Consider the following 21,871-nt stretch of genomic DNA (forward strand, 5'->3'; position numbering starts at 1 on the left):
ACCCGTGCCAAGGAATGGATGCGGCGCGCGACCGGCCTGGAGGACGGCGCGCTCCACATCCATGTCGGTATGGCGATCTGGGTCGCCGGCGTCGCCATCGCGGGCGACGTCGGCGCGCTCTGGCCGCTCGCGGTTGCGGCGCTGGCGGAACTGCTGAACGAAGCGCTCGATCGCTGGCGCGAAGGCTCGTGGCGGATGGCGGACACGACGATGGACGTGGTCAACTCGCTGCTCTGGCCGCTGCTGCTGTTCGGCCTGGCCCGCGCTGGGGTGATCTGACCCACCGTTGCCCCCGCCCCCACGCGTCATGCTGAACTTGTTTCAGCATCTCCTCGCGGCGAGCGGACCGCGCTACGTCGGGAGATCCTGAACCAAGTTCAGGATGACGCCCGCGGGAAGGTCAAAGCGGCAGCCACCGCGTCTTGTGCGTGAACTTCATATACCCGACGTTCACCCCGGCCCGCCAGCCGACGCCCAGCCGGATCGGGATCAGCACGACGTTACCGCGGCGCAGATACGTCGCCGCAAAGCCGCCGACGAGGTACAGCCGCCCCTCCGCCGCCGGGAAACGGTGGAACAGCTCCTCAGTGTCGTACAGATTGTAGACGAGCACGAAGACCTTGTTGGCATCGCCGCCGACGTCGAAGCCGATCGACGGCCCCGTCCAATAGACCGGCTGCTCGCCCTCGACCTTGTGGCTCATGATGCCCGAGCCATAGCGGACGCCCAGGATGAACGCGCCCGACGCCTCGCGCCCGGCGATATAGGCGTTGGGTCGGCCCTGTTCCTTCAGGATCTTTTCGACGATCCCGGCGAGGCCCGCCGCGCCCTTGCCGAACACCCCCTCGCCTGCCGCCAGCAGGTCCTCGCGCGCATAGGTGTTGGCCGCCTCGGTCGTCTTCTCGGCGCGCACCTCGGGCGGCGCCTGGTTGGGGACCGGCGGGATCGGTTCGGCGGGCACCGGTTCCTGCTGTTGCGCCGGCGCATAGGTGGGATCGGGATAGACCGGCGCTGGCGTCGGCGTCGGCCGCGGGGTCGATCGCGGCGTTGGCCCGGCGAGGTCGCCGTCGATCGCCCGGTTGGGATCGATCGTGCGCACCTGCGCCGGTGCGACGCCCGCCGCCAGCAGCGCCACCGCCGCGACCGATCGTGTCATCCAAACGCGCATATGTCCCCCATCGTGAGCCCCAAGCCGCGACGCTAGACCACCGCGGCGCTTGCCCGGCAATGAACAAGGCGCCGATCCGAGTCGATTCCACGCCCAATCGCGATGCGCGATACAGTTGATCGCCCCGCGATGCGCCGCTATAGCCCCCCGACGCCGCAGCTCGGAGACGTGGGTGAGTGGCTGAAACCAACGCTTTGCTAAAGCGTCGTACGGGAAACCGTACCGAGGGTTCGAATCCCTCCGTCTCCGCCATTCCCACAGCGCGCTGCATTCCATCACGGTGATGACGCAGCCGGTCCGGCCCGGACCCTTGCCCATCGCGGGGACGTTGTGTCGTAACTGTCCGCGCCTGCGCGACATGTGGTGAAGGAATGCCGTGCCCCGATATCTGGTTGCGCAAAGCGAGCTGCCTGACGAACGTGCGCAGCGACGGGCGAGGGCGGGCAAGAGCGCGGGCGAAACCTATGCGGCGACGCTGACGCAGCTGCGCCCCGGTGCGTCCGTCGCCATCGCATCGCCGTCGGACGACGACGCCCCGGGCCTGGCGGCCGAGGACATCGCCGGTTTCGACGCGGTCTTCCTCACCGGGTCGCCGATGCACGTCTATGACCGGACGCCCGAGGTGGAGCGCCAGCTCGATTTCATGCGATCGGTGTTCGCGTCGGGCGTTCCCGCCTTCGGCTCGTGCGCCGGGCTTCAGGTCGCGGTCGCCGCCGCGGGTGGCAAGGTTCGCAAGATGCCGCGCCGGATGGAGGCGGGGATCGCACGCCGGATCAGCGCCACGGCGGCGGGGCGCGGCCATTGGCTGCTCGCGGGGCGGACGCCCAGCTGGGACGCGCCTGCCATCCACGGCGACGAGGTGGAGGAACTGCCGCCCGGCGCGACGCTGCTCGCGTCGAACGAGGTCACGCACGTGCAGGCGGCGGAGATCCGCTGCGGCAACGGGACGTTCTGGGGCGTCCAATATCACCCCGAGCTCGCGCTGGCCGAGATCGCCACCGCGTTGCGCGCTCAGCGCGAGGAACTGGTCGCCGTTGGCCTTGCCGATCGGGAAGACGACGTCTTGGCGCGCGCCGACGACCTCGACGCGCTGCACGACGATCCGGGCAGCCTGGCGGTGCGCTGGCGGATCGGCGTCGATGGCCAATTCGCGGAGCAACGGTGCCGCCGGCTAGAGATCATCAATTTCCTGAAGCATGTCCCGCCGCGCGGATGACCTCGTCGGGACCGCGAATGCCTGCTCCGGCGTTAGCGCTCCGCCACATCAGGAAGGACAGCGGATGATCGCAGCGGACGTGTTCACCAAGCTGGGTGTCGAACTCAAGCCAGACCCGTCGCGGACGGTCATTCGGCCCTTCAGCTTCGGCTATCCGGCCGCCTTCGATCGCCAGCCGACGCGGGCCCAGGATGTCGCCCGTCGCGTCATGTCGCTCGACGAATCGATGCGCGACCGCATGCTCGTCCTGCTCAAGGCGGCGATGGAGAAGCGGCATCGCAACGTCGACGGCGTCTTCCTGCGCCGCTTCGCCGAGGTGAAGGGCGATATCGGCGTCGAGGTCAAAACCGAGCGCGACCGATTGCTGATCGGCGCCTATTTCAGCCAGGAATATGCCTTCGAGTCCGCGGCGCTCTTCAACCCGAGCATCGTCACGCTGCCCGACGACGATCCCGACGATGACAGCATCCGCTTCCTCGTGTCGCTACGCGGCGTCGGCGAGGGCCATGTCTCGTCGGTAACCTTCCGCACCGGCACCTGGGACGGCGGCACCGGCCTCGTCATCGATCCGCCGAGCGAGCAGGGCGTGCCGCCCCGCATCGACAGCAACGACGACGGCTGGGTGAAGATGCGCGCCGACGACAGCGAGGACGTGTCGGAGACGGTGATCTTCCCGATCCTGCCGAGCCAGCGCCAGGGCATCGAGGACCTTCGCCTCGTCCGCTTCACCGACCATGACGGGGTGGAAAGCCTGATCGGCACCTACACCGCGTTCGACGGCAGCAGCGCGCGCTCCGAACTGCTCCGCGGCATCAACCAGCGCAGTTTCGAGATGCGCGCGCTCACCGGCACCTTCGCCGCCTACAAGGGCATGGCGCTGTTCCCCCGCCGCATCGGCGGCCGCTTCGCCATGCTCGGGCGCCAGGACAATGTGAACGTCTGGCTGCTCTATTCCGACGACCTCTACAATTGGGACGAAGGGATGCGGATCATGGGTCCGAAATATCCCTGGGAATTCGTTCAGATCGGCAACTGCGGCTCGCCGATCGAGATCGACGAGGGCTGGCTGGTCTTCACCCACGGGGTCGGCATGGTGCGCGGCTATTGCGTCGGCGCCTGCCTGCTCGACAAGGACAATCCCGCCAGGGTCCTGGCGCGCACCCCTTCGCCCTTGCTCTTCCCCTCTGCCGAGCAGCGTGGCGGCTATGTGCCCAACGTGACCTACAGCTGCGGGGCGCTGCTGCACCGGCGCCGTATCCTGCTGCCCTATGCGATCGGTGACGAGTATAGCGCGTTCACGACCGGCAGCGTCGACGACCTGCTGTCGGTGATGGAGTGGGTGGCCTGATCGGCGGCTAGGAGCGGGACGCCAGCGCAACCGCCGATCGCCAGCGCGCGCGGAGCGCACCGCGCGCGGCGGGGTCGAGGCTAGGGTCGAAGATCGCGCCGGCGCGGGCGTCGATGTCCTCGCCCGCCAGTCCCATCGCCCGCGCCGCCATCATCGCCGCACCGATCGCGCTCAGCTCGGCATCGGGGCGGCGCACGACCCGGCGGCCCGACAGGTCGGCAAGCAGGCGAAGCAGCGTGTCGTTGCGCGTCGCCCCGCCATCGACCGACAGGAGCGGTAGCGTCGCGCCGGTGTCGCGCTCCATCGCCTCGACGACGTCGACGATCTGGTGCGCGATCGCCTCCAGCGTGGCGCGGGCGAGATGCGCTGGCTGCGTCGCCAGCGTCATGCCGCTGATCGTGCCGCGCGCCTCGTCCTGCCAGTGCGGTGCGCCCAGCCCCGCCAGCGCCGGCACGAACACCACGCCATCGCTATCCGCGACGCTCGCCGCCAGTTCGGTCAGCGCGTCCTCGTCGGCGAGCCCGAGCAGCTGCACCGCAAAGCGCGCCGCCTGCCCCGACACGGTAATGTTGCCCTCCAGCGCATGGCGCACGGCGCCGCCTTCGCCCCAAGCGATCGTCGACGACAGGCCGTTGCGCGATTCCGCCCGCTGCTCGACGAGTGCCATCACCGACGAGCCGGTACCGATCGTCACCTTCACGCCCCCCGGCGCGCGGATGCCGTGGCCGTAGAGCGCGGCGTGCGAATCACCCATCACCGCGCGGATCGGCGTGCCCGCGGGTAGCGCACAGACGCCGTCGGCCATCGTGCCGAAGTCGCCGTCCGACGCCATGGGTCGCGCGAGCAACGCCAGCGGCACGTCGAACAGCGCCGCCAGCTCGGCATCCCATGCCTGCGTCGCCAGGTTCAGCAGCTGCGTGCGCGCGGCATTGCCGATGTCGGTCGCATGCACCGCCCCACCGGTCAGCCGCCACACCAGCCAGCTGTCGATCGTTCCGGCGCGCAAGCCGCCCGCCGCCGCCCGGTCACGCGCGCCCGGCACCGCGTCGAGCAGCCACGCCAGCTTGCCCGCCGAGAACATCGGATCGATCGCCAGCCCGCTCTTCTCGATCACCAGCGGATCGTGTCCCGCCGCCCGCAGGGCGGCACAGCGCGGCGACGAGCGGCGACACTGCCAGCTCACCGCGGGTCCGAGCGGGCGGCCGCTCGTCGCATCCCACAACACCACCGTCTCGCGCTGGTTGCTGATCGCGACCGCCGCGACCGCGACGTCGGGCGTCGCCGCCAGCACCTCGCCGATTGCCTCGACGACGCCGGTCCAGATCGCCTCGGCGTCCTGCTCGCTCCATCCGGCCCGCGGATGGTCGAGCCGCATCGGCCGGCTCGCCCGCCCCAGCACCCGGCCATCGGGTGCGACGAGGAGGACTTTGGTGTTCGTCGTCCCCTGATCGATCGCCAGGATCGCCGGTGCCGGCATCAGCCCTGCCTCAGCGCCACCAGTTCGCGCGCCGCCGCGGCGATGCCCTCGGCGGTCAGCCCCGCGCGTTCCATCAACCACTCGGCCGAACCGGTCGGCTGGAACCCGTCGAAGCCGATGATCCGCATCGGCACAGGATAATGGGTCGCGACGATCTCCGCCACCGCGCCGCCCAGCCCGCCGCGCACGACATGCTCTTCGGCGGTGACGATTCCCCCCGTTTCACGCGCCGCCGCCAGCACCGCCTCGACGTCGATCGGCGCGATCGTCGCCATGTTGACGACGCGCGCGGCGATCCCCTCTTCCGCCAGCGTCGCCGCCGCCGCAAGGGCGCGATGGACCAGCGTGCCGGTCGCGATGATCGTCACCGCCTCGCCCGCGCGCAGCGTTTCGGCGCGGCCGATCGCGAAGTCGGCGGGATGATCGAGTTCGGGCACGGGCATCCGGCTGATCCGCACGAACACCGGCCCCTTGTGGTGCGCCGCCGCGCGGATCGCCGCCGCCGTTTCGCTGGGGTCGCTGGGCACGATGATCGTCATCTCGCGCATCGCGCGCAGCCAGGCGATGTCCTCGATCGAATGGTGCGTCGCGCCCAGTTCGCCATAGGCGACGCCGCTGGAGATGCCGCACAGCTTCACGTTGGCGTCGCTATACGCCAGGTCCGCCTTGATCTGCTCCAGTGCTCGCGCCGTCAGGAAGCAGGCGGCGCCGCTGACGAAGGGCACCTTGCCGCCATTGGCGAGGCCTGCGCCGACGCCGATCATGTTCTGCTCGGCGATGCCGACATTGACCAGCCGTTCGGGAAAGCGATCGCGGAACTTGCCGAGCTTGCTCGATCCGACGCTGTCGTTGACCACCGCGACGATCCGATCGTCCTCGACCGCGAGCTGTTCGAGCGCACCGACATAGGCGTCGCGGCAATCGAACATGCCGGCCGGCTGCGCTTGGACCGCGCTCACGCCTCTTCCTCGCTCAGCGCGAGTTCGCGCAGCGCCTGGGCGAACTGCTCCTCGCTCGGCACGCCATGATGCCACCCCGCCTGGTCGCGCATGTACGAGATCCCATATCCCTTGATCGTGTTGGCGATGATGCAGCGCGGCCGGTCGCCCTGCGCCTGCCCCAGCGCCCCCAGCAGCGCGCCATGGTCATGGCCGTCGACTTCCGACACGTTCCAGCCGAAGGCGCGCCATTTGTCGGAGAGCGGTTCCAGCGCATTGGTATCCTCGGTCCGCGCCCCCTGTTGCAGGCGGTTGCGGTCGACGACCACGGTCAGCTTGTCGAGCTTGCGATGTCCCGCCAGCATCGCCGCCTCCCACATGCTGCCCTCCTGCAACTCGCCGTCGCCGGTCAGGACGAAGGTGCGGTAGTCGGCGCCGTCGATCTGGCCGGCGATCGCGATTCCCACCGCGACCGGCAGGCCGTGGCCGAGAGGCCCCGTGTTGGTCTCGATGCCCGGCAGATAGGTACGATTGGGATGGCCGTTGAGCCGCGACCCCGGCTGGACATAGGTCGCCAGCTCCTCCTCGGGAAAGAAGCCCGCCGCCGCCAGCGCGGTATAGAGCGCACCGGTGCAATGCCCCTTGCTCATCACGAAGCGATCGCGCGCCGGATCGTTCGGCTGGCGCGGGTCGTAGCGCATGATCCCGAAATAGAGCGTCGCCAGCACGTCGGTGGCCGACATGTCGCCGCCGGGATGCCCCTGCCCCGCTTCAAACACCATGCGGATGCTGCGCCGGCGCATCCAGTTGGCGCGCTCGCGCACCGTGGCGACGACCAACGCCTCGTCCATCGCGCCCGTCACCTGGCGCTCCATACCCGCTTGCCGCCCCATGCCGCTCTCCTGTTGGCTCGACATCTACTGCCACGGCCCGAGGGCGACAAGCGCAAACTTTCGTTTTTCTTCGTATTGGATCGAAATCCTACGCTTCCATTCGTGCTTCCAGCTCGTCGAGCGACTTGCCCTCGTTGCGCGGCGCCCAGATGCCGCCGATCAGCCCGCTGATCGCCAGGAAGCCGGTCAGAATCCACGCCAGCGTGGTGAAGCCGGTCGACGTCAGCGCGGGCACGAAGAAGCTGAAGATGCCGAGCGCGATCCGCACCACCGCGAACATCACCCCCTGCGCGGTACTGCGCAGCAGCGTCGGAAACATCTCGGCGCTCCACAACTGGAAGAAGCATTGCGCGCCGAAGCCCTGGCCGAACGCCATCAGGAAAACGTGGATCAGCGCGATCGGCAGCGTCAGCGGAAAGATCGCGAGCAGCGCCATGCCGATCACCTGAATCACCGCCGAGGCGATGAACAGCAGCCGCTGGTTCACCCGATCGGACAGGCGCATGAACACCTGCCAGATCGTCAGCATCCCGATCAGGAAGCTCAGCGCCTGGATGCCGACCGCCATCGCCTGGCTCTGGTTGCCGACGGTGCGCAGTATATAGGGGAAGAAGAACCCGTTGGTCCCCGCCCACAGGTTCCAGAACACGTACATCCCCGCCAGGAACGACATCGCACCCAGGTAGCGCGGGGTGAACAGGTCCTTCAGCCCGGCCTTGGGCGCCGCGACCGTGGCACTGGCTTCCTCTTCCTGCGCCTCCAGCCAGCGCTGCGATTCGTTCATCCGCGACCGCAGGAAGGTCAGCGCCACGGCCAGGATCGCGAGGTGCGCGAACACGATCCGCGCGCCCAGCAGCCCGAGCGGCGACAGCACGAGGAACATCAGCAGGACGACGACCGGCCCCAGATACCAGAGTACCTGCGCGACGCCGCTATGTGCCCCGCGCTTTCCCTGCGGCGCCGTCTCCGCGATCAGCGACCAGGATGCCGGAATGTCCGCGCCCACCGCAAGCCCGACCAGGAAGAAGCCGACGACGATCATCCACGCGTTCATCGCGAAGACCAGCCACAGCATGCCGAAGGCGTAGAACAGCATGTCGTACTGGTAGATCTTCTTGCGCCCCAGCCGGTCGCACAGCCGCCCGCCGACGAACGCGCCGATGCCCGCCGATATGGCGTTGGGGCCGAACGCGCCGATGATGCCGACCAGGTCGTTGCTCAGCCCATATTCGGCGACCCACAGCGACAGCGCCGCCGATCCCGCGACGATCGATCCCGCGTCGATGTAATTGGCGAGGCCGGCGAGGATCGTGTTCTTCCAGTCGCTCGCCTCGTCACGTCCCGTCGGCACCACCCCGCTCGTCGTCGTCATTCGAAACCCTCTCCGTCGGCGTGGCGCCGAGCATTACCGTTCGAAACTATATCGCAGCTAATCGCAGATCATGCGAGTACCGACGGGCGCGGTCCGCCCATCGCCCAGTCGACCAGCTCGACGACATGGACGACCGGCACGGCGCTGCGCCGGCCGATCTGCATCGCGCAGCCGATGTTGCCAGTCGCGATCACGTCGGCGCCCAGCCGGTCGAGCGCCGCCGCCTTGCGCTCGCCCAGCCGGTCGGCGATCGCGGGCTGAAGAATGTTGTACGTCCCCGCCGACCCGCAGCACAGATGCGCCTCGGCGGGCACGCGCACCGCAAAGCCCATCCGCGCCAGCAGCCGTTTCGGCGCCTCGGTCACCTTCTGTCCGTGCTGAAGCGAACAGGCGCCGTGATAGGCGACCGTCAATGCCGGCGCCGCGCTGGCCGGCAGGTCCGCGTCGGCCAGCAACTCGCTGATATCCTTCGCCAAGGCCGACACCCGCGCCGCCTTCGCGGCATAATCGGGATCGCCGCGCAGCAGATGACCGTAATCCTTGATCGTCGTGCCGCAGCCCGACGCCGTCACCAGGATCGCGTCGAGCCCGCCGTCCTCGATCACGCGGGTCCAGGCGTCAACGTTGCGCCGCGCGCTCGCCAGCGCCTCCGCCTCGTGCCCCAAGTGATGGACCAGCGCCCCGCAGCAGGCCTCGCCCGGCGCCGGGACCACCGCATAGCCAAGCCGCCCCAGCACCCGCGCCGCCGCCGCCTGATACGCCGGCTTCAGCACCGGCTCGGCACAGCCGCGCAGCAGCACGACGCGCTTCCCGCTTGCGTCTGACCGCGGCACCGCCACCGGCGTCGCCAGCCGTGTCGGCGCCATCGCCAGCATCGCCGCGAGCCGCCCCTTGCCCAGCAACGGCGCCCCCAGCCGCCCCACCGCCGCCAGCCGCAGCGCCAGCCTAAACCGCCGCGGATGGGGCAGGACGGTCGCCAGCATCCACCGCATCATTCGATCGCCCAGCGGCCGACGATAGCGCTCGGCGATATAGGCGCGGGCATGGTCGACCAGATGCATGTAATCGACGCCCGAGGGGCAGGTCGTCGTGCAGGCCAGGCACGACAGGCAGCGATCGATATGCTTGACCTCGACCGCGCTCGGCACCCGCTCGTTCTCGAGCATGTCCTTCATCAGGCTGATCCGCCCGCGCGGTGAATCGAGCTCGTCGCCGAGCAGCACATAGGTCGGGCAGGTCGCCGTGCAGAAGCTGCAATGGACGCACGTCCTAATCGCCCCCGCTGCGGTCGCCGTGGCCGGATCGGCAAGCTGTTCCGCTGTGAAGCTTGTCTTCATGCCACCGCCCCCGTCATCCGCGGGCTCGCGAACACGCCGGCGGGATCGAACGCCGCCGCGATCCGAGCTTCCAACGCCGCGACGCCAGCCGCCGGGGGATGCAGCGCCGCCACCGCCCGCCGCATCGCCTCGGGCCCCCGCACCAGCATCGCATGCCCCCCGGCTGCCTCCGCCGCCGCACGCACCTCCCCGGCTGGCTGGTCGCTCGCCAGCCACACCAGCCCCCCGGCCCAATCCGCCAGCCAGTCGCCCGACAACCCGGCCATCATCGCCGGCGCGGCCGATGGCGGCGCGTTGATCCGCCACAGCGGCCGATCGAGCGGCAACGGCGCCAGCGTGCGCAGCGCGTCACATTCGCCATCATTGCCCGGGCGAAGCCCCAACGCCGCCAGCATCTGCCCCCGCGCCTCGACCGACGGCCCGAACCCCTGCACCCGGAGCAACGCCCGCCGCCGTCCGGGCAGGTACGCCGCCGCCGCCACCTCCGCCGTCGATCCCATCGCCGCCGCCATCAGCCGCTGTGCATCGGCGAAGTCCAGCCCCTCCGCCACCCAGGTCACGCGCGCGCGCGGCGCCGGCACCACCTTCAGCGTCACCTGCGTCATCGCGAACAGCCGCCCCCAGCTGTTCACCGCCAGCTTGGGCAGGTCGTATCCCGTGACGTTCTTCACCACCTTCGCGCCCGCGACGAAAAGCTCGCCGCGTCCCGACACCGCGGTAAAGCCCAGCAGATGATCGCGCCCGCCACCCATGCTCAGCCGCTGCGACCCCGCGACGCCCGCCGCCAGCACCCCGCCGATCGTCGCCTTGCCCGATGGCTTGCCGAACAACGGCCCGTGATCGAACGGATCGAACGCCAGCATCTGGCCCGACCCCGCCAGCAACGCCCGAACCTCGGCCAGCGGAGTCGCCGCGCCCACGGTCAGCACCAGCTCTGCCGGGTCGTAATCGATCACGCCGCTCAGCAGCGCCATATCGAGCACCGCCGTCTCGGAAGGGGCGCCGACGCCGTCCTTGCTGCCGCCGCCCCGGATCGTCAGCCGCTCCCCACGCGCCGCCGCGCTCGCGACCATGTCGGCCACGTCATCCGCGGAAGCGGGATGGAGCACGTCCATCAGAAGCGCGGCAGGTCGGGGAACGGCACCTGCCCGCGGTGGACATGCATCCGCCCCAGCTCGGCGCAGCGATGCAGCTGCGGAAACACCTTGCCGGGGTTGAGCAGCAGCGCCGGGTCGAACGCGCATTTCAGGCGCTGCTGGTGCATCAGGTCGGTCTCGCTGAACATCACCGGCATCAGGTCGCGCTTCTCGATGCCGATGCCATGCTCGCCGCTCAGCACCCCGCCCACCTCGACGCACAGCCGCAGGATGTCGCTGCCGAACGCCTCCGCCGCCTCCAGCTGGCCGTCGATCTCGGCGTCGTACATGATGAGCGGGTGCAGGTTGCCGTCGCCCGCGTGGAAGACGTTGGCGACGCGCAGGCCATATCGGACCGACATCTCGCCGATCCGGTTCAGCACCTCGGGCAGGCGCCGGCGCGGAATCGTCCCGTCCATGCAGATGTAATCGGGCGACAGCCGGCCCGCCGCCGGAAACGCCGCCTTGCGCCCCGCCCAGAACCCCAGCCGCTCGCCCTCGTCCTGCGACGCCCGGCACGACACCGCGCCGCTGGCGACGGCGATCGTGTCGATCTCGGCGATCAGATGGTCGCATTCGGCCGGCGGCCCGTCGACCTCGACGATCAGCAGCGCCTCGACGTCGAGCGGATAGCCGACCCGCACGAACGCCTCGGCGGCATGGATCGCCGGCCGGTCCATCAGCTCCATCCCCGCCGGGATGATCCCCGCCGCGATCACGTCGGCGACGCAGCGTCCCGCATCCTCGATCGTCGCGAAGCCGATCAGCAGCGCGCGCGCCGTCTCCGGCTTCGGCAGGATCCTGACCGTCACCTCGGTCACCATGCCCAGCAGCCCCTCCGACCCGACGACCACGCCGATCAGGTCGAGCCCCGCCGGGTCCAGCTGCCGCCCGCCGATGCGCAGCACTTCGCCGTCCATCAGCACGATCTCGGCGCCCAGCACGTTGTTGGTCGTCAGCCCGTATTTCAGGCAATGCACCCCGCCCGCATTCTCGGCGACGTTGCCGCCGATCGAACAGGCGATCTGCGACGACGGATCGGGCGCGTAATAGAAACCCGCTTCCTCCACCGCACGCGTCACCGCCAGGTTGGTGACGCCCGGCTGCACCACCGCGACGCGGTCGCCGTAATCGACGTCCAGCACGCGATCGAACTTGCTCATCACCACCAGCACCGCATCGGCCATCGGCAGCGCCCCGCCCGACAGCGACGTGCCCGATCCGCGCGGCACCACCTTCACCCCGTTGTCGAAGCACCAGCGCAATATCGCCGACACCTGTGCGGTCGTCTCGGGCAGCGCCACCACCAGCGGCGTCTGGCGATAGGCGGTCAGCCCGTCGCAATCATAGGCGCGCATCGCGATCGGATCGTCGATCACCCCCTCGCCCGGCACGATGTCGCGCAGCGCCGCGACGATCGCATCGCGCCGCGCGATCGTCGCGCCATCGGGCAGGGGCATCGCGATCGTCATGGCATCAGAAGCTGGTGAACAGCGCCTCGCGCGCCAGCCGCAGCGCCTCGACCGCATCGTGCCGCGCCTGCGCCGCGCGCATCGCCTCGACGTCGAGCTTGTCGAGCGCGCGCTCGATCCCCTTCAGGAAGCTGATCGCGCCGTTGGCGGTGGCGATGCTGTCCTCGCGGAACGGGAACTGATCGAGCTGCCACACGCCCTCCCAGCCGTTGCGGCGCAGCGTGTAAAAGAATTCGAACAGCTCGATCGGATGGACGCTGCCCGCCATCAGGTCGTCGTCCCAGCCGCGCATATTGTCGTTGACGTCCATGCCGAACAATCGGCCATGATCGATCGCCAGCTGCGCCGCATCCGCCGGGCTCTCGCCGCCGTACAGCGAATGCCCGAAATCGAGCAGGATGCCGACATTGGGCAACCCGATCTTCTCGATCCCCAGCAGCGTGCGCGCGACGCTGTCGTAGCTCATGTGGACGCGCGGTTCGCGCGGCTTGTACTCGATCACGAACTTCAGGTCCGGGTTCGCCGCCGCCAGCTCGCCGACGCCGTCGATGCTGTGCTTCCACAACACGCCGTGGTCGACCTGGAACGGATAGTCCCAGCCGTCCTGCCCCGGCCACAGCTTAACGTAATCGGCGCCGAACCGGCGCACCACGTCGGCGGCCTCGGTCACCAGCTCGTTGGCGCGACGACGAACGCCCGCGTCGGGATTGGTGAAGGCACCCTTGGCGAACTCACGCGTGTAGATCTCGGGGGTAATCCCGATCACCGACAGCCCGTTGCGCTTCAGCGCCACCTCGACCTCGTCGGCCGACACGCCGCCGCCCGGGAAGGGATAGTTGATATCGACCACCGACAGGTCGTCGACCTGCCCCGCCAGGTCGATCATCTCGACCAGCGTGCGCGGTGGCCCATAGCCGTCGGTCGCATAGCGATCGACATAGGTCGCGAAGTGCCAGATCCCCGCCCCGTATTTCTGCGTCATCGACCTCTCCTGATCGGCTGGTTGCGGGAAAGCCTAGAAGCCGGCGGAGGCAGGGTCAACGCAGAACGTAGATTTTCGAAACTTACCGAAAGTCAGATGGCTACTCTCCCTGATGCTGCCACCGTTCGTGGTGAGGAGGCGCTGAGCGAAGTCGAAGCGCCGTCTCGAACCACAGGCGGCTTGGCCTGCCCCCTTCGACTGCCTGCAAGGCAGGCGCTCAGGACAGGCTTCGAGACGAGGCTTCGACGTTGCTCAGCCTCTCCTCAGGGCGAACGGGGGGAGGAAGTCCGATCTTCCTCATCAATAATCATATAATACGTCCTTGCCAACCCGCCCCGCGCCGCTCAGGACAGGATCATGACCAACCCACGGGGCTTCTTCGGCTTCTCCGAGCGTGTCACCTCAACTCACGACCAGGTCGCGCGCATCCTCGGCATGGAGATCCTCGACGGCACCCACCCCGCCGGCGCCAACATGCCGAACGAGGCGGATTTGCTCGCGCGCTTCCAGATCTCGCGCACCGTCCTGCGCGAAGTGCTGAAGACGCTGTCGGCCAAGGGGATGATCGCGTCCAAGACCCGCGTCGGCACCCGCGTCACCGATCCGGTCAACTGGAATTTCTTCGACGCCGACGTGCTGGGCTGGAAGGTCGCGCTCGGCCTCGACGACGCGTTCCGACGCCACATGGCCGAGATCCGTCGCTCGATCGAGCCCCGCGCCGCCGCGCTCGCCGCCGAACGACACCACGACGCCGACATCGACCGCATCCGCGCCGCCTTTGCCGCCATGGCGGCACCCGACGGCGACGCCGCCGCCTTCGCGCGCGCCGACCTCGATTTCCATCTCGCGATCGGTGCCGCGTCGGGCAACCCACTGATGCGCTCGATCGCTGCGGTGATCGAAACCGCGCTCGTCGCCTCGTTCAGCCCGGTTGCGCCGCGCAACCAGCCCGATCTCCACGCCCGCATCGTCGCCGCGCACGAACGCATCCTGCGCGCGATCGAACGCCGCGACCCCGACGACGCCGCCGACGCCATGCTCGTGGTCATCGACGACGCAGCGCCGCCCACCGAGGGAAAGGCCAACCGATGAGCGATCTCACCCGCCGAGGCCTGATCGGTGCAGGCATCGGCCTGTCGAGCGCGGCCATCGCCGGTCCTCGGCCAGATCCGGTCGCCCCTTATCGAACGCCGTACAAATACGGAAAGCTCGTCCTCGCCGCCTCGGGCACACCGGGCAGCTTCGACGCGAAGTCGGTCGACTGCCCGTTCGTCTTTTCCGCCAACGACCGTTTCTATCTCAGCTACGTCGGCTTCGACGGCATCGGCTACCAAACCGGGCTCGCCGAATCGCGTGATCTCGTCACCTGGACCAACCGCCGCCTGATCCTGGCCCGCGACCCCGCCTCGCCGGTCACGCGCTACAATGTCGCGATGGCCTCGATCCTGCGCGAGAATGCGCTCGAAAGCCCTGCCCGGCTGGTCAAGGTCGATGGCCGCTACGTCGGCGCGTGGCACGCCTATCCCAGCGCGGGCTACGAAGAAGGCCCGGCGGTGATCGGCCTCGCCTGGAGCGACGACCTGATCCACTGGCGCCGCGGCGACCCGATCCTGCTGCCACAGGACGGCGCCGCCTGGGAACGCGGCGGTCTCTACAAGCCCTATCTGGTCCGCATCGATGGGCTCTATCACCTCTACTACAACGCCAAGACCACCGGCATGCCATGGCACGAGCAGACCGGGCTCGCGACCTCGCCCGACCTCAAGGCGTGGACCCGCCACCCCGCCAGCCCGCTGATCCGCAACGGCCCCGCCGGCAGCTGGGACGACCGCTTCGCCAGCGATCCCGTCGTCGTCGAGCATCGCGGGCGCTGGGGCATGTTCTATTTCGGCCTGTCGACCGACAAGAAGGCGCGCGAACTGCTCGCGATCGGCGACAGCCCGACCAGCTTCGCCAAGGTGCCGGAGATACTGGTCGACACCGGCGCGCCCGGCGCGGTCGACGACACCTATGCGCACAAGCCGTCGGTGATCTTCCACCGCGGCGCGCTCTATCATTTCTACTGCGCGGTCGGCGGCAAATGGCCCAACGAAACCCGCGGCATCGCGATGGCGCGATCGACGCCCTGGTGAGCAGTCAGCACCAATCCCCGACCATTCGCCCGGAGCTTGTCGAAAGGCGTGTCACGATCCTCACCGCCTGGATGGCGTGCTTCGACAGGCTCAGCACGAACGGTGGCAGGGGCAGCGGCTCACCGCCGCCCGCATCCCTCCGCCGCGATCACCGGCCGCGCCGCCTTTGCCATCGCCGTGTAGCCCGCATCATTGGGATGCAGGTGATCGCCGATCTCATATCCCGCCATCAGCCGCTCGGGATGCGCGGGGTCGCGTGTCGCCGCCTCGAAGTCGATCACCCGGTCGAACGCGCCGCTCGTCCTGATCCAGCGATTGATGGCCAGCCGCATCGCCTCGCCCGCCGCGGTCTGATAGCCGGCGCCGGTAAAGGGTAGCAGCGTGCCCCCGATCACCCTCAGTCCGGCACCATGCGCGCGCGCGATCAGCTGACGATAGGCGCCGATGACCGCGTCGGCATCGACCGCCTCGGCGGGCTTGTCCTTGCCCGCGCCGATATCGTTGATGCCCTCCAGCAGAACGACATGCGTCGCTCCCGGCACCGCCAGCACGTCGCGGTCGAACCGCGCCAGCGCATTGGGCCCGCGCCCGTCGTGGAGCAGGCGGTTGCCGCTGATGCCCGCGTTGACGACGCTCCAACACCGCGTCGCCGCCGCGCCATGCAGCAGCGCCCCCAGCTGCGCCGGCCAGCTCGTCCGCGCCGCCGCGCTCGCGCCTGCGCCCTCGGTGATCGAATCACCGAACGCGACCAGCAGCTTGCCCGGCGCCGCGACGTCCACCTCGACCGCGCTGGCCAGGCCGGCGGTCCGCACCTCCTCGCCGGCATCGGCCGGGCTCGCCGTGGTGTCGCCCGCCGTCAGCCGCACCATCTGCGCATGGGCCGGCGGCGTCACCGATCCCGGATAATAGACCCTCAGCACCAGCTCGGCGCCCGGCGTCGCCCGTAGCGCAACCGGATCGCTCACCAGCGGCGCCCCCGCCGGGATCGTCGCGCCCTTCGCCCCGCCGAAGCTCAGGCTCACCAGCCGCCCGCCCAGCGCCACGCTCGCCGCGCCGACCTCGACCGGTGTCATCCCCAGCTCGTTGGTCAGCCGCACCCGCAGCCGCGCGCCCTCGCCATCCAGGCGGATCACCTGCGCCACCGTCTGGCGCTCGATCGGTTTCGTCAGCGCCTTGCGCGATGCCGGTTCCCAGCCGATCGGCGGCGCGATCCAGGCTGATTGCCAGCGCTGCGCCGATGCGCCCGTCCCGATCAATGCCACCGCCAGCATTGCCGCCCACCACCGAGGGGTCATCGCGCCGTTTCTCCCTGGATCGCCATTAGTAATATGATAGGCCGGCGCCCGGTTCGAGCAAGGGGGCGTCATTGACCAACACACCATATGTCAATCGACGTACCCTTCTCGCCCTGACCGGCGCCGGCCTCGCGACGCCGGCGATCGCCGCGACACGCGCCGGGGCCGGGATCGCGCCCGCCTATCCGCGGGTCGAATGGCGCAGCGCGCCGGTCGGCATCGACACGCTCCGTCCCCGCTTCCTGTGGGAAGTCGCCGCGATCGACGCGGCGGAACGCGGCGCCGCGCAGACCGCCTGCCGCCTGATCGTCGCGACCAGCCGCCGCCTCGCCACCACCGGTCGCGGCGACGTCTGGGACAGCGGCTGGATCGAATCCGATCGTCCCGGCGCGCAGCCGGCCGCCGCGCTGCCGCTGGCCTCGCACCGCGACTATTGGTGGGCGATCGACCTGCGCGACCAGCATGGCCGCGCCACCGGCCTTGGCACGCCCGAGCGCTTCGTCACCGGCCTGCTCACCGCCGAGGGCTGGCAGGCGCAGTGGATCGCCGCCGGCCCCGACCACCCGCGCGGCACCCACCGCCGCGGCAACGACCCGCGCCCCGCCGCGCCGCCCGAACCGCTGCCGATCTTCCGCCGCGACCTGACGCTGCCCGCCGCGCCGCGCCGCGCCATCCTGTCGATCAGCGCGCTCGGCCATGGCGACGTCACCGTGAACGGCCGTCCGGTCGACACCGCGATGCTCAACCCGGGCTGGACCGAGTATTGCCGCACCGTCCTCTACACGTCGCACGACGTCACCGCGCTGCTGCGCCGTGGCGACAACCGCATCGGCGTGATGCTCGGCAACGGTATGTACAATGTCGAGCGCGTGCCCGGCCGCTACACCAAGTTCGTCGACAGCTTCGGCCGCCCCAAGCTGATCGCGCGGCTCGACGTCGAGCTGGTCGACGACCGCCGCGTCACTCTCGTCAGCGATGCCGCCTGGCAGGTGCGCGAGGGGCCGATCCGCTTCTCCAGCGTCTATGGCGGCGAGGATGTCGACGCACGCGAGGACCAGCCCGGCTGGGACATGCCCGGCCACACCGGGCCCGGCTGGCGCGCGGCGACGCCGGTCGCGAGCCCCGGCGGCGTCCTCAAGGCGCAGAACATCCCCGGCATCGAGCCGATTAGCACGCTGAAGCCCGTCCGCACGACGCGCATCGCGAACGGGCGCGAGGTCCACGACTTCGGCATCAACGGCTCCGCCCGCCTGGTCGCCACCGTCAGCGGCCCGCGCGGCAGCCGCGTCCGCCTCTATCCCGCCGAAGCCGTCGCCGCCGATGGCGCCGTCGACCAGCGCAGCTACAACGCCGCGCCCGATCGCGCCGTGTATTTCGAATATACGCTCGCCGGCACCGGTCGCGAAACCTTCCGCCCCCGCTTCATCCATCAGGGCTTCCGCCATCTTCAGGCGGAATATATCCCCGCCGCCGACGGCACGCTGCCGCGGCTCGACGACCTCCATATCGAGGTCGTCCACGCGGCGCTGCCGCTGATCGGCGACTTCACCTGCAGCGAGCCGCTGTTCGTCGCCACCCATCGCCTGATCGACCAGGCGCTGCGCAGCAACATGGCGAGCGTGCTCACCGACTGCCCGCACCGCGAAAAGCTCGGCTGGCTCGAACAGACCCACCTCAACGCCCCGACGATCTTCTACAATCGCGACGCCACCGCGTTGTACGAGAAGATCACCCGCGACATCGCCGACACGCAGCAGACCAACGGCATGGTCCCCGCCATCGCGCCCGAATATGTCGCCTTCCTCAACGACGACGGCAGCGACACGATCTGGCGCGATTCGCCCGAATGGGGCGCCGCGGCGGTGCTGTCGCCCTGGGCTGCCTACCGCGCCTATGGCGATGCCTCCGTCCTGCGGGACGGTTATCCGACGATGGTCCGCTTCATCGACTATCTGCGCGGCCGCGCCGATGGCGAGATCATCGATTACGGCCTCGGCGACTGGTACGACGTCGGTCCCAAGCCGCCCGGCGTGGCGCAGCTGACGAGCCGCGCGCTGACCGGCACCGCCTCGCGCTACGAAGCGCTCGTGGCGCTGGCCGACATCGCCGCCGTCATCGGTCGCCCGGCGCATGAGGTTACCCGCTAGCGCGACGAGGCGGCGCGCGTCCGTACCGCCTTCGACCGCCGCTTCTGGCGCGGCGGCACCTATGACACCGACAGCCAGTGCGCGCTCGCGATGCCGCTCGCGCTCGGCATGGTGCCGCCGCCCCGCGAGGCGGCGGTGCTCGGCCAGCTCGTCGCCGCCGTCCGCGCCAACGGCAACGGCGTCACCGCCGGCGACGTCGGCTTCCGCTACGTCGTCACCGCCTTGACCCGCTTCGGGCGCGACGACGTCCTCGACGCGATGATGCGCGTCACGGACCGCCCGGGCTATGGCCAACAGCTCGCCGGCGGCGCCACCGCGCTGGCCGAAGCGTGGAACGCCGATCCGACCAAGTCGCTCAACCACTTCATGCTGGGCCATGCCGAGGGCTGGTTCTACGGCGCCCTCGCCGGCATCCGCGTCGACCATGCCGCCGCGTCGGCCAACCAGATCCTGACGATCGCCCCCCGCCCGGTCGCCAGCCTGAGCGCCGCCGCCGCGACGCATCGCTCGGTCTATGGCCGCATCGCCAGCCGCTGGCAGCGCGACGGCACGCGCATCACCTATGACATCACGCTGCCGCCGGGGCCGGGCGGCACGATCATCCTCCCCGCCGATGCAATTAACGCGCGCGAGGGCGGCGTGCCGCTGGCCCAGGCGCGCGGCATCCGGTCGGTCGAAGCTACCGCGGAAGGCATCCGCGTGGTCGCCCAATCCGGCCGCTATCGCATCGAGACCTGACCGATCCTCCCCCGTCAGGGGGAGGTGGCAGCGAAGCTGACGGAGGGGGAGGTAAGCGACGCTTCATCGATGGCGCACAGCCTACCGCCCCCTCCGTCACGCCTTCAGCCTGCCACCTCCCCCTGGCGGGGGAGGATCGGCTCAATGGTCACCACCGCCACGCCATGGGCGGGCAGGCTGCGCCCGGCCAAGTCTCCGGCAACCGCCCGAGCGCCCGTCGGCAGCGGTAACGCGACGGCCGCCGCGCCGTGGTTGACGACCACCAGCACGCGCCGCCCGCCGCCGTCGCGCGCCATCACCTCGACCGTGTCGGGCAGACCCGCCAGCACCGGCCCGACCTTCGCCTGATCGAGCAGCCGCTGCGCGAGCGCGGTCATCCCGGCGGCGTCGAGCCACGCGCCGACATAGGTGATCTGCCCCTTGCCGACACGGCGCGTGACGATCGCGGGCTTGCCGTCGATCCATCCGTTCGCCGTGCCGTATCGCGCCAGCACCTCGACATCTGACGCGCCCGGGGCCAGCGTCTCCGCCCAGATGTCCGCCGTCCCGCCGCCCACTGTCACCGGCGTATCGAGCGCATAATATTGCTCGACATGCGCGCCCAGCAGGTCGGCGAGCGGCCCCGGCTGCCGCTGCGGCCACAGCGCGTTGGCGTCGTCCTTCATTCCCGATCGCGGCCCAAGCACCAGATGCCCGCCGCCGCGAACATAGGCCGCCAGCCGATCCGCTTGCCCCTGCGTCACCACGTGCAGCGACGGCGCCACGACCAGCGGATAGCGCGCCAGATCGGCCATCACCGGCAGCACCGCCACCCCCTGCGACGCGATCCGCAGCGGCCGATACCAGGCGACGAACTGCCGAACCGGATCGAAATCGCGATGATGCCGCTGAAGGTCGATCGCCCAGCGACTGTCATAGGAAAACAGCATCGCGACCTTTGCCGCCGGCTCGGTACCCGCCAGCGCCGCACCCGCGGCCTGCGCCTCGCGCGCCACCTGCGCGGCTTCGGCCAGTACCGGATTGGCGGTGCCATCGGCGCCGAGCAGCGCGCCGTGATATTGCTCCTGGCCATTGAGCGCGGATCGCCATTGCCACCACAGCACCGCATCGGCGCCATGGCCGATCGCCTGCCACGCCATCTCGCGCACCTGCCCCCGGTCGAGCGAGCGGTTGACCGGCACCCAGTCGACGCGCCCCGGTTGCGTTTCCATCAGCCAGAAATTGCGCTGCTTGTAGCCGCGGACCAAGTCATGGTTGGCGCCGTTCGCGACCCAGTCGGGGCGCCCGTCGGGGATGTAATTGTCCCACGACGCCATATCCAGCTCACGGTGCATCGCGTAGTGATCGAAGCCCGCGTTCCAGAACATCGTGTTCGTCGTCACCCACTGGCGCGGCTGCGCTACGCCACGGATCGCACGCGCCTGCTCGGCGACGTAATCAGTCCAGGTCGCGGTGGTGAAATGCTTGAAGTCGAGCAGCAGGCCGGGGTTCTGCTGTCCCGTCGCATGCAGCGGCACCTGATCGAAGCGATCGTAGTGCTGGCTCCAATATTGCGTCGTCCAGCGCTTGTTGAGGCGGTCGATCGTGCCATAGCGCGCCGTCAGGAACGCGTGCCAGCGTGCCACCGCCTCGTCGTCGAACGAGGGCGGGCCGACCTCATTGTCGATCTGCCAGCCGATGACGCGCGGATCCTTGCCATATCGCTTCGCCATCACGGCGGCGATCCGCACCGCGAAGCGGCGGTAGCGCGCGCTGGCGAATGAGAAGTGCCGCCGTCCGCCATGCTCGGCGCGCACGCCATTTTCGTCGATGCGCAGGATGTCGGGATAGCGCTGGCTCATCCACGCCGGCGGCGCGGCGGTCGGCGTGCCCAGCACCACCTGCATCCCCGCGCCATGCGCCGCCGCGATCGCGCGATCGAGCCAGGCGAAATCGAATTGCCCCTCGCGCGGCTCCATCGTGCTCCACGCGAATTCGGCGAGCCGCACGGTGTTGAAGCCGGCGCTGCGCATCATCGCCAGGTCGGTGGCCCAGCGTGCCTCGGGCCATTGCTCGGGATACCAAGCGGTGCCGATCGCGATCGAGATCACTGGCCGGTCGAGTACCGCCGCGGTAGCATGACGCGGATAGATAAGCTGTTGCGCCGGAGCGGCAATCGTCGCGCTTGCCGCCGCAAGAACGGCAACGAGGCGATACATGTGCTGGACCATCGACACCGCT

17 protein-coding genes, 1 tRNA gene and 1 pseudogene are annotated in these 21,871 nt (G+C 69.6%); 8 read left to right on the plus strand and 11 right to left on the minus strand.

The features are described from left to right. Positions 1-18 precede the first annotated feature (18 nt). A complete protein-coding gene (locus GGQ80_RS00365) occupies positions 19-279 on the plus strand; it encodes a hypothetical protein (protein WP_183981722.1) in 261 nt (86 codons plus the stop codon). Between the two features lie 121 nt (positions 280-400). Here the strand turns inward: GGQ80_RS00365 and GGQ80_RS00370 are convergent, their stop codons facing one another. Next, positions 401-1,156 carry a DUF1134 domain-containing protein gene (locus tag GGQ80_RS00370; protein WP_246346761.1) on the minus strand — a complete coding sequence of 252 codons (756 nt, stop codon included), beginning with the start codon at positions 1,154-1,156 and terminating at the stop codon, positions 401-403. 174 nt (positions 1,157-1,330) lie between these two features. Between GGQ80_RS00370 and GGQ80_RS00375 the strand changes: the two genes are divergently transcribed. The 3 genes from GGQ80_RS00375 to GGQ80_RS00385 all read left to right on the plus strand — a co-directional run bounded on the left by GGQ80_RS00375 (position 1,331) and on the right by GGQ80_RS00385 (position 3,732). After that, positions 1,331-1,420, plus strand: a tRNA-Ser gene (locus tag GGQ80_RS00375). Positions 1,421-1,544: 124 nt separating this feature from the next. Continuing rightward, positions 1,545-2,384 (plus strand): glutamine amidotransferase-related protein, encoded by an 840-nt coding sequence (locus GGQ80_RS00380; RefSeq protein ID WP_183981724.1) that lies wholly within the window; start codon positions 1,545-1,547, stop codon positions 2,382-2,384. Positions 2,385-2,448: 64 nt separating this feature from the next. After that, a complete protein-coding gene (locus GGQ80_RS00385; protein ID WP_183981725.1) occupies positions 2,449-3,732 on the plus strand; it encodes a glycoside hydrolase family 130 protein in 1,284 nt (427 codons plus the stop codon). Positions 3,733-3,739: 7 nt separating this feature from the next. Here the strand turns inward: GGQ80_RS00385 and GGQ80_RS00390 are convergent, their stop codons facing one another. From GGQ80_RS00390 to GGQ80_RS00425, 8 genes are all read right to left on the minus strand, one after another. Beyond that, entirely contained in the window at positions 3,740-5,209 is a 1,470-nt protein-coding gene (locus GGQ80_RS00390; protein WP_183981726.1) for an FGGY family carbohydrate kinase, read from the minus strand. After that, entirely contained in the window at positions 5,209-6,168 is a 960-nt protein-coding gene (locus GGQ80_RS00395) for a transketolase family protein (RefSeq protein ID WP_343050708.1), read from the minus strand. Before GGQ80_RS00395 ends, GGQ80_RS00390 begins: the two co-directional genes overlap by 1 nt. Beyond that, entirely contained in the window at positions 6,165-7,040 is an 876-nt protein-coding gene (locus GGQ80_RS00400; RefSeq protein WP_246346762.1) for a transketolase, read from the minus strand. The genes GGQ80_RS00395 and GGQ80_RS00400 overlap by 4 nt, the downstream gene beginning before the upstream one ends. An 88-nt stretch (positions 7,041-7,128) precedes the next feature. Continuing rightward, positions 7,129-8,412, minus strand: coding sequence for an MFS transporter (locus GGQ80_RS00405; protein ID WP_183981727.1), 1,284 nt, complete (start codon positions 8,410-8,412; stop codon positions 7,129-7,131). Positions 8,413-8,480: 68 nt separating this feature from the next. Then, positions 8,481-9,749, minus strand: coding sequence for a glycolate oxidase subunit GlcF (glcF, locus tag GGQ80_RS00410; RefSeq protein WP_183981728.1), 1,269 nt, complete (start codon positions 9,747-9,749; stop codon positions 8,481-8,483). Further along, complete coding sequence (locus tag GGQ80_RS00415) at positions 9,746-10,864, minus strand: FAD-binding protein (protein WP_183981729.1); 1,119 nt, start codon at positions 10,862-10,864, stop codon at positions 9,746-9,748. Before GGQ80_RS00415 ends, glcF begins: the two co-directional genes overlap by 4 nt. Beyond that, the gene (locus tag GGQ80_RS00420; protein ID WP_183981730.1) at positions 10,864-12,357 is read right to left on the minus strand and encodes an FAD-linked oxidase C-terminal domain-containing protein; all 1,494 of its coding nucleotides are present in this window, start codon (positions 12,355-12,357) and stop codon (positions 10,864-10,866) included. The genes GGQ80_RS00415 and GGQ80_RS00420 overlap by 1 nt, the downstream gene beginning before the upstream one ends. Before the next feature lie 4 nt (positions 12,358-12,361). Further along, positions 12,362-13,339 carry a TIM barrel protein gene (locus tag GGQ80_RS00425; RefSeq protein ID WP_183981731.1) on the minus strand — a complete coding sequence of 326 codons (978 nt, stop codon included), beginning with the start codon at positions 13,337-13,339 and terminating at the stop codon, positions 12,362-12,364. Between the two features lie 357 nt (positions 13,340-13,696). Here GGQ80_RS00425 and GGQ80_RS00430 point away from each other — a divergent pair, with 357 nt between their 5' ends. Together GGQ80_RS00430 and GGQ80_RS00435 are read left to right on the plus strand one after the other, a co-directional pair. Further along, positions 13,697-14,431, plus strand: coding sequence for a FadR/GntR family transcriptional regulator (locus tag GGQ80_RS00430; RefSeq protein WP_183981732.1), 735 nt, complete (start codon positions 13,697-13,699; stop codon positions 14,429-14,431). Further along, a complete protein-coding gene (locus GGQ80_RS00435; RefSeq protein ID WP_183981733.1) occupies positions 14,428-15,471 on the plus strand; it encodes a glycoside hydrolase family protein in 1,044 nt (347 codons plus the stop codon). Before GGQ80_RS00430 ends, GGQ80_RS00435 begins: the two co-directional genes overlap by 4 nt. 119 nt (positions 15,472-15,590) lie before the next feature. Here the strand turns inward: GGQ80_RS00435 and GGQ80_RS00440 are convergent, their stop codons facing one another. Then, the gene (locus tag GGQ80_RS00440) at positions 15,591-16,766 is read right to left on the minus strand and encodes an SGNH/GDSL hydrolase family protein (protein ID WP_183981734.1); all 1,176 of its coding nucleotides are present in this window, start codon (positions 16,764-16,766) and stop codon (positions 15,591-15,593) included. Positions 16,767-16,837: 71 nt separating this feature from the next. Between GGQ80_RS00440 and GGQ80_RS00445 the strand changes: the two are divergent. Beyond that, positions 16,838-19,300, plus strand: a pseudogene (locus tag GGQ80_RS00445) (family 78 glycoside hydrolase catalytic domain); the annotation flags it as partial. Next, on the plus strand, positions 19,280-19,651 hold the full coding sequence (locus GGQ80_RS18360) for an alpha-L-rhamnosidase C-terminal domain-containing protein (RefSeq protein ID WP_246346798.1): 372 nt from the start codon (positions 19,280-19,282) through the stop codon (positions 19,649-19,651). The pseudogene GGQ80_RS00445 and the gene GGQ80_RS18360, both read left to right, overlap by 21 nt. Before the next feature lie 104 nt (positions 19,652-19,755). Here the strand turns inward: GGQ80_RS18360 and GGQ80_RS00455 are convergent, their stop codons facing one another. Continuing rightward, complete coding sequence (locus tag GGQ80_RS00455) at positions 19,756-21,861, minus strand: beta-galactosidase (protein WP_246346763.1); 2,106 nt, start codon at positions 21,859-21,861, stop codon at positions 19,756-19,758. Positions 21,862-21,871 lie beyond the last annotated feature (10 nt).

Source organism: Sphingomonas jinjuensis (assembly GCF_014197105.1).
Taxonomy (GTDB): domain Bacteria; phylum Pseudomonadota; class Alphaproteobacteria; order Sphingomonadales; family Sphingomonadaceae; genus Sphingomonas; species Sphingomonas jinjuensis.

Coding starts and splice junctions, on each gene's coding strand:
- GGQ80_RS00365 (WP_183981722.1), top strand. CDS start 19: ATGCGGCGCGCGACCGGCCTGGAGGACGGCGCGCTCCACATCCATGTC.
- GGQ80_RS00370 (WP_246346761.1), bottom strand. CDS start 1,156: ATGACACGATCGGTCGCGGCGGTGGCGCTGCTGGCGGCGGGCGTCGCA.
- GGQ80_RS00385 (WP_183981725.1), top strand. CDS start 2,449: ATGATCGCAGCGGACGTGTTCACCAAGCTGGGTGTCGAACTCAAGCCA.
- GGQ80_RS00390 (WP_183981726.1), bottom strand. CDS start 5,209: ATGCCGGCACCGGCGATCCTGGCGATCGATCAGGGGACGACGAACACC.
- GGQ80_RS00400 (WP_246346762.1), bottom strand. CDS start 7,040: ATGGGGCGGCAAGCGGGTATGGAGCGCCAGGTGACGGGCGCGATGGAC.
- GGQ80_RS00405 (WP_183981727.1), bottom strand. CDS start 8,412: ATGACGACGACGAGCGGGGTGGTGCCGACGGGACGTGACGAGGCGAGC.
- glcF (WP_183981728.1), bottom strand. CDS start 9,749: ATGAAGACAAGCTTCACAGCGGAACAGCTTGCCGATCCGGCCACGGCG.
- GGQ80_RS00415 (WP_183981729.1), bottom strand. CDS start 10,864: ATGGACGTGCTCCATCCCGCTTCCGCGGATGACGTGGCCGACATGGTC.
- GGQ80_RS00420 (WP_183981730.1), bottom strand. CDS start 12,357: ATGACGATCGCGATGCCCCTGCCCGATGGCGCGACGATCGCGCGGCGC.
- GGQ80_RS00425 (WP_183981731.1), bottom strand. CDS start 13,339: ATGACGCAGAAATACGGGGCGGGGATCTGGCACTTCGCGACCTATGTC.
- GGQ80_RS00430 (WP_183981732.1), top strand. CDS start 13,697: ATGACCAACCCACGGGGCTTCTTCGGCTTCTCCGAGCGTGTCACCTCA.
- GGQ80_RS00435 (WP_183981733.1), top strand. CDS start 14,428: ATGAGCGATCTCACCCGCCGAGGCCTGATCGGTGCAGGCATCGGCCTG.
- GGQ80_RS00440 (WP_183981734.1), bottom strand. CDS start 16,766: ATGACCCCTCGGTGGTGGGCGGCAATGCTGGCGGTGGCATTGATCGGG.
- GGQ80_RS18360 (WP_246346798.1), top strand. CDS start 19,280: ATGCTGGGCCATGCCGAGGGCTGGTTCTACGGCGCCCTCGCCGGCATC.
- GGQ80_RS00455 (WP_246346763.1), bottom strand. CDS start 21,861: ATGGTCCAGCACATGTATCGCCTCGTTGCCGTTCTTGCGGCGGCAAGC.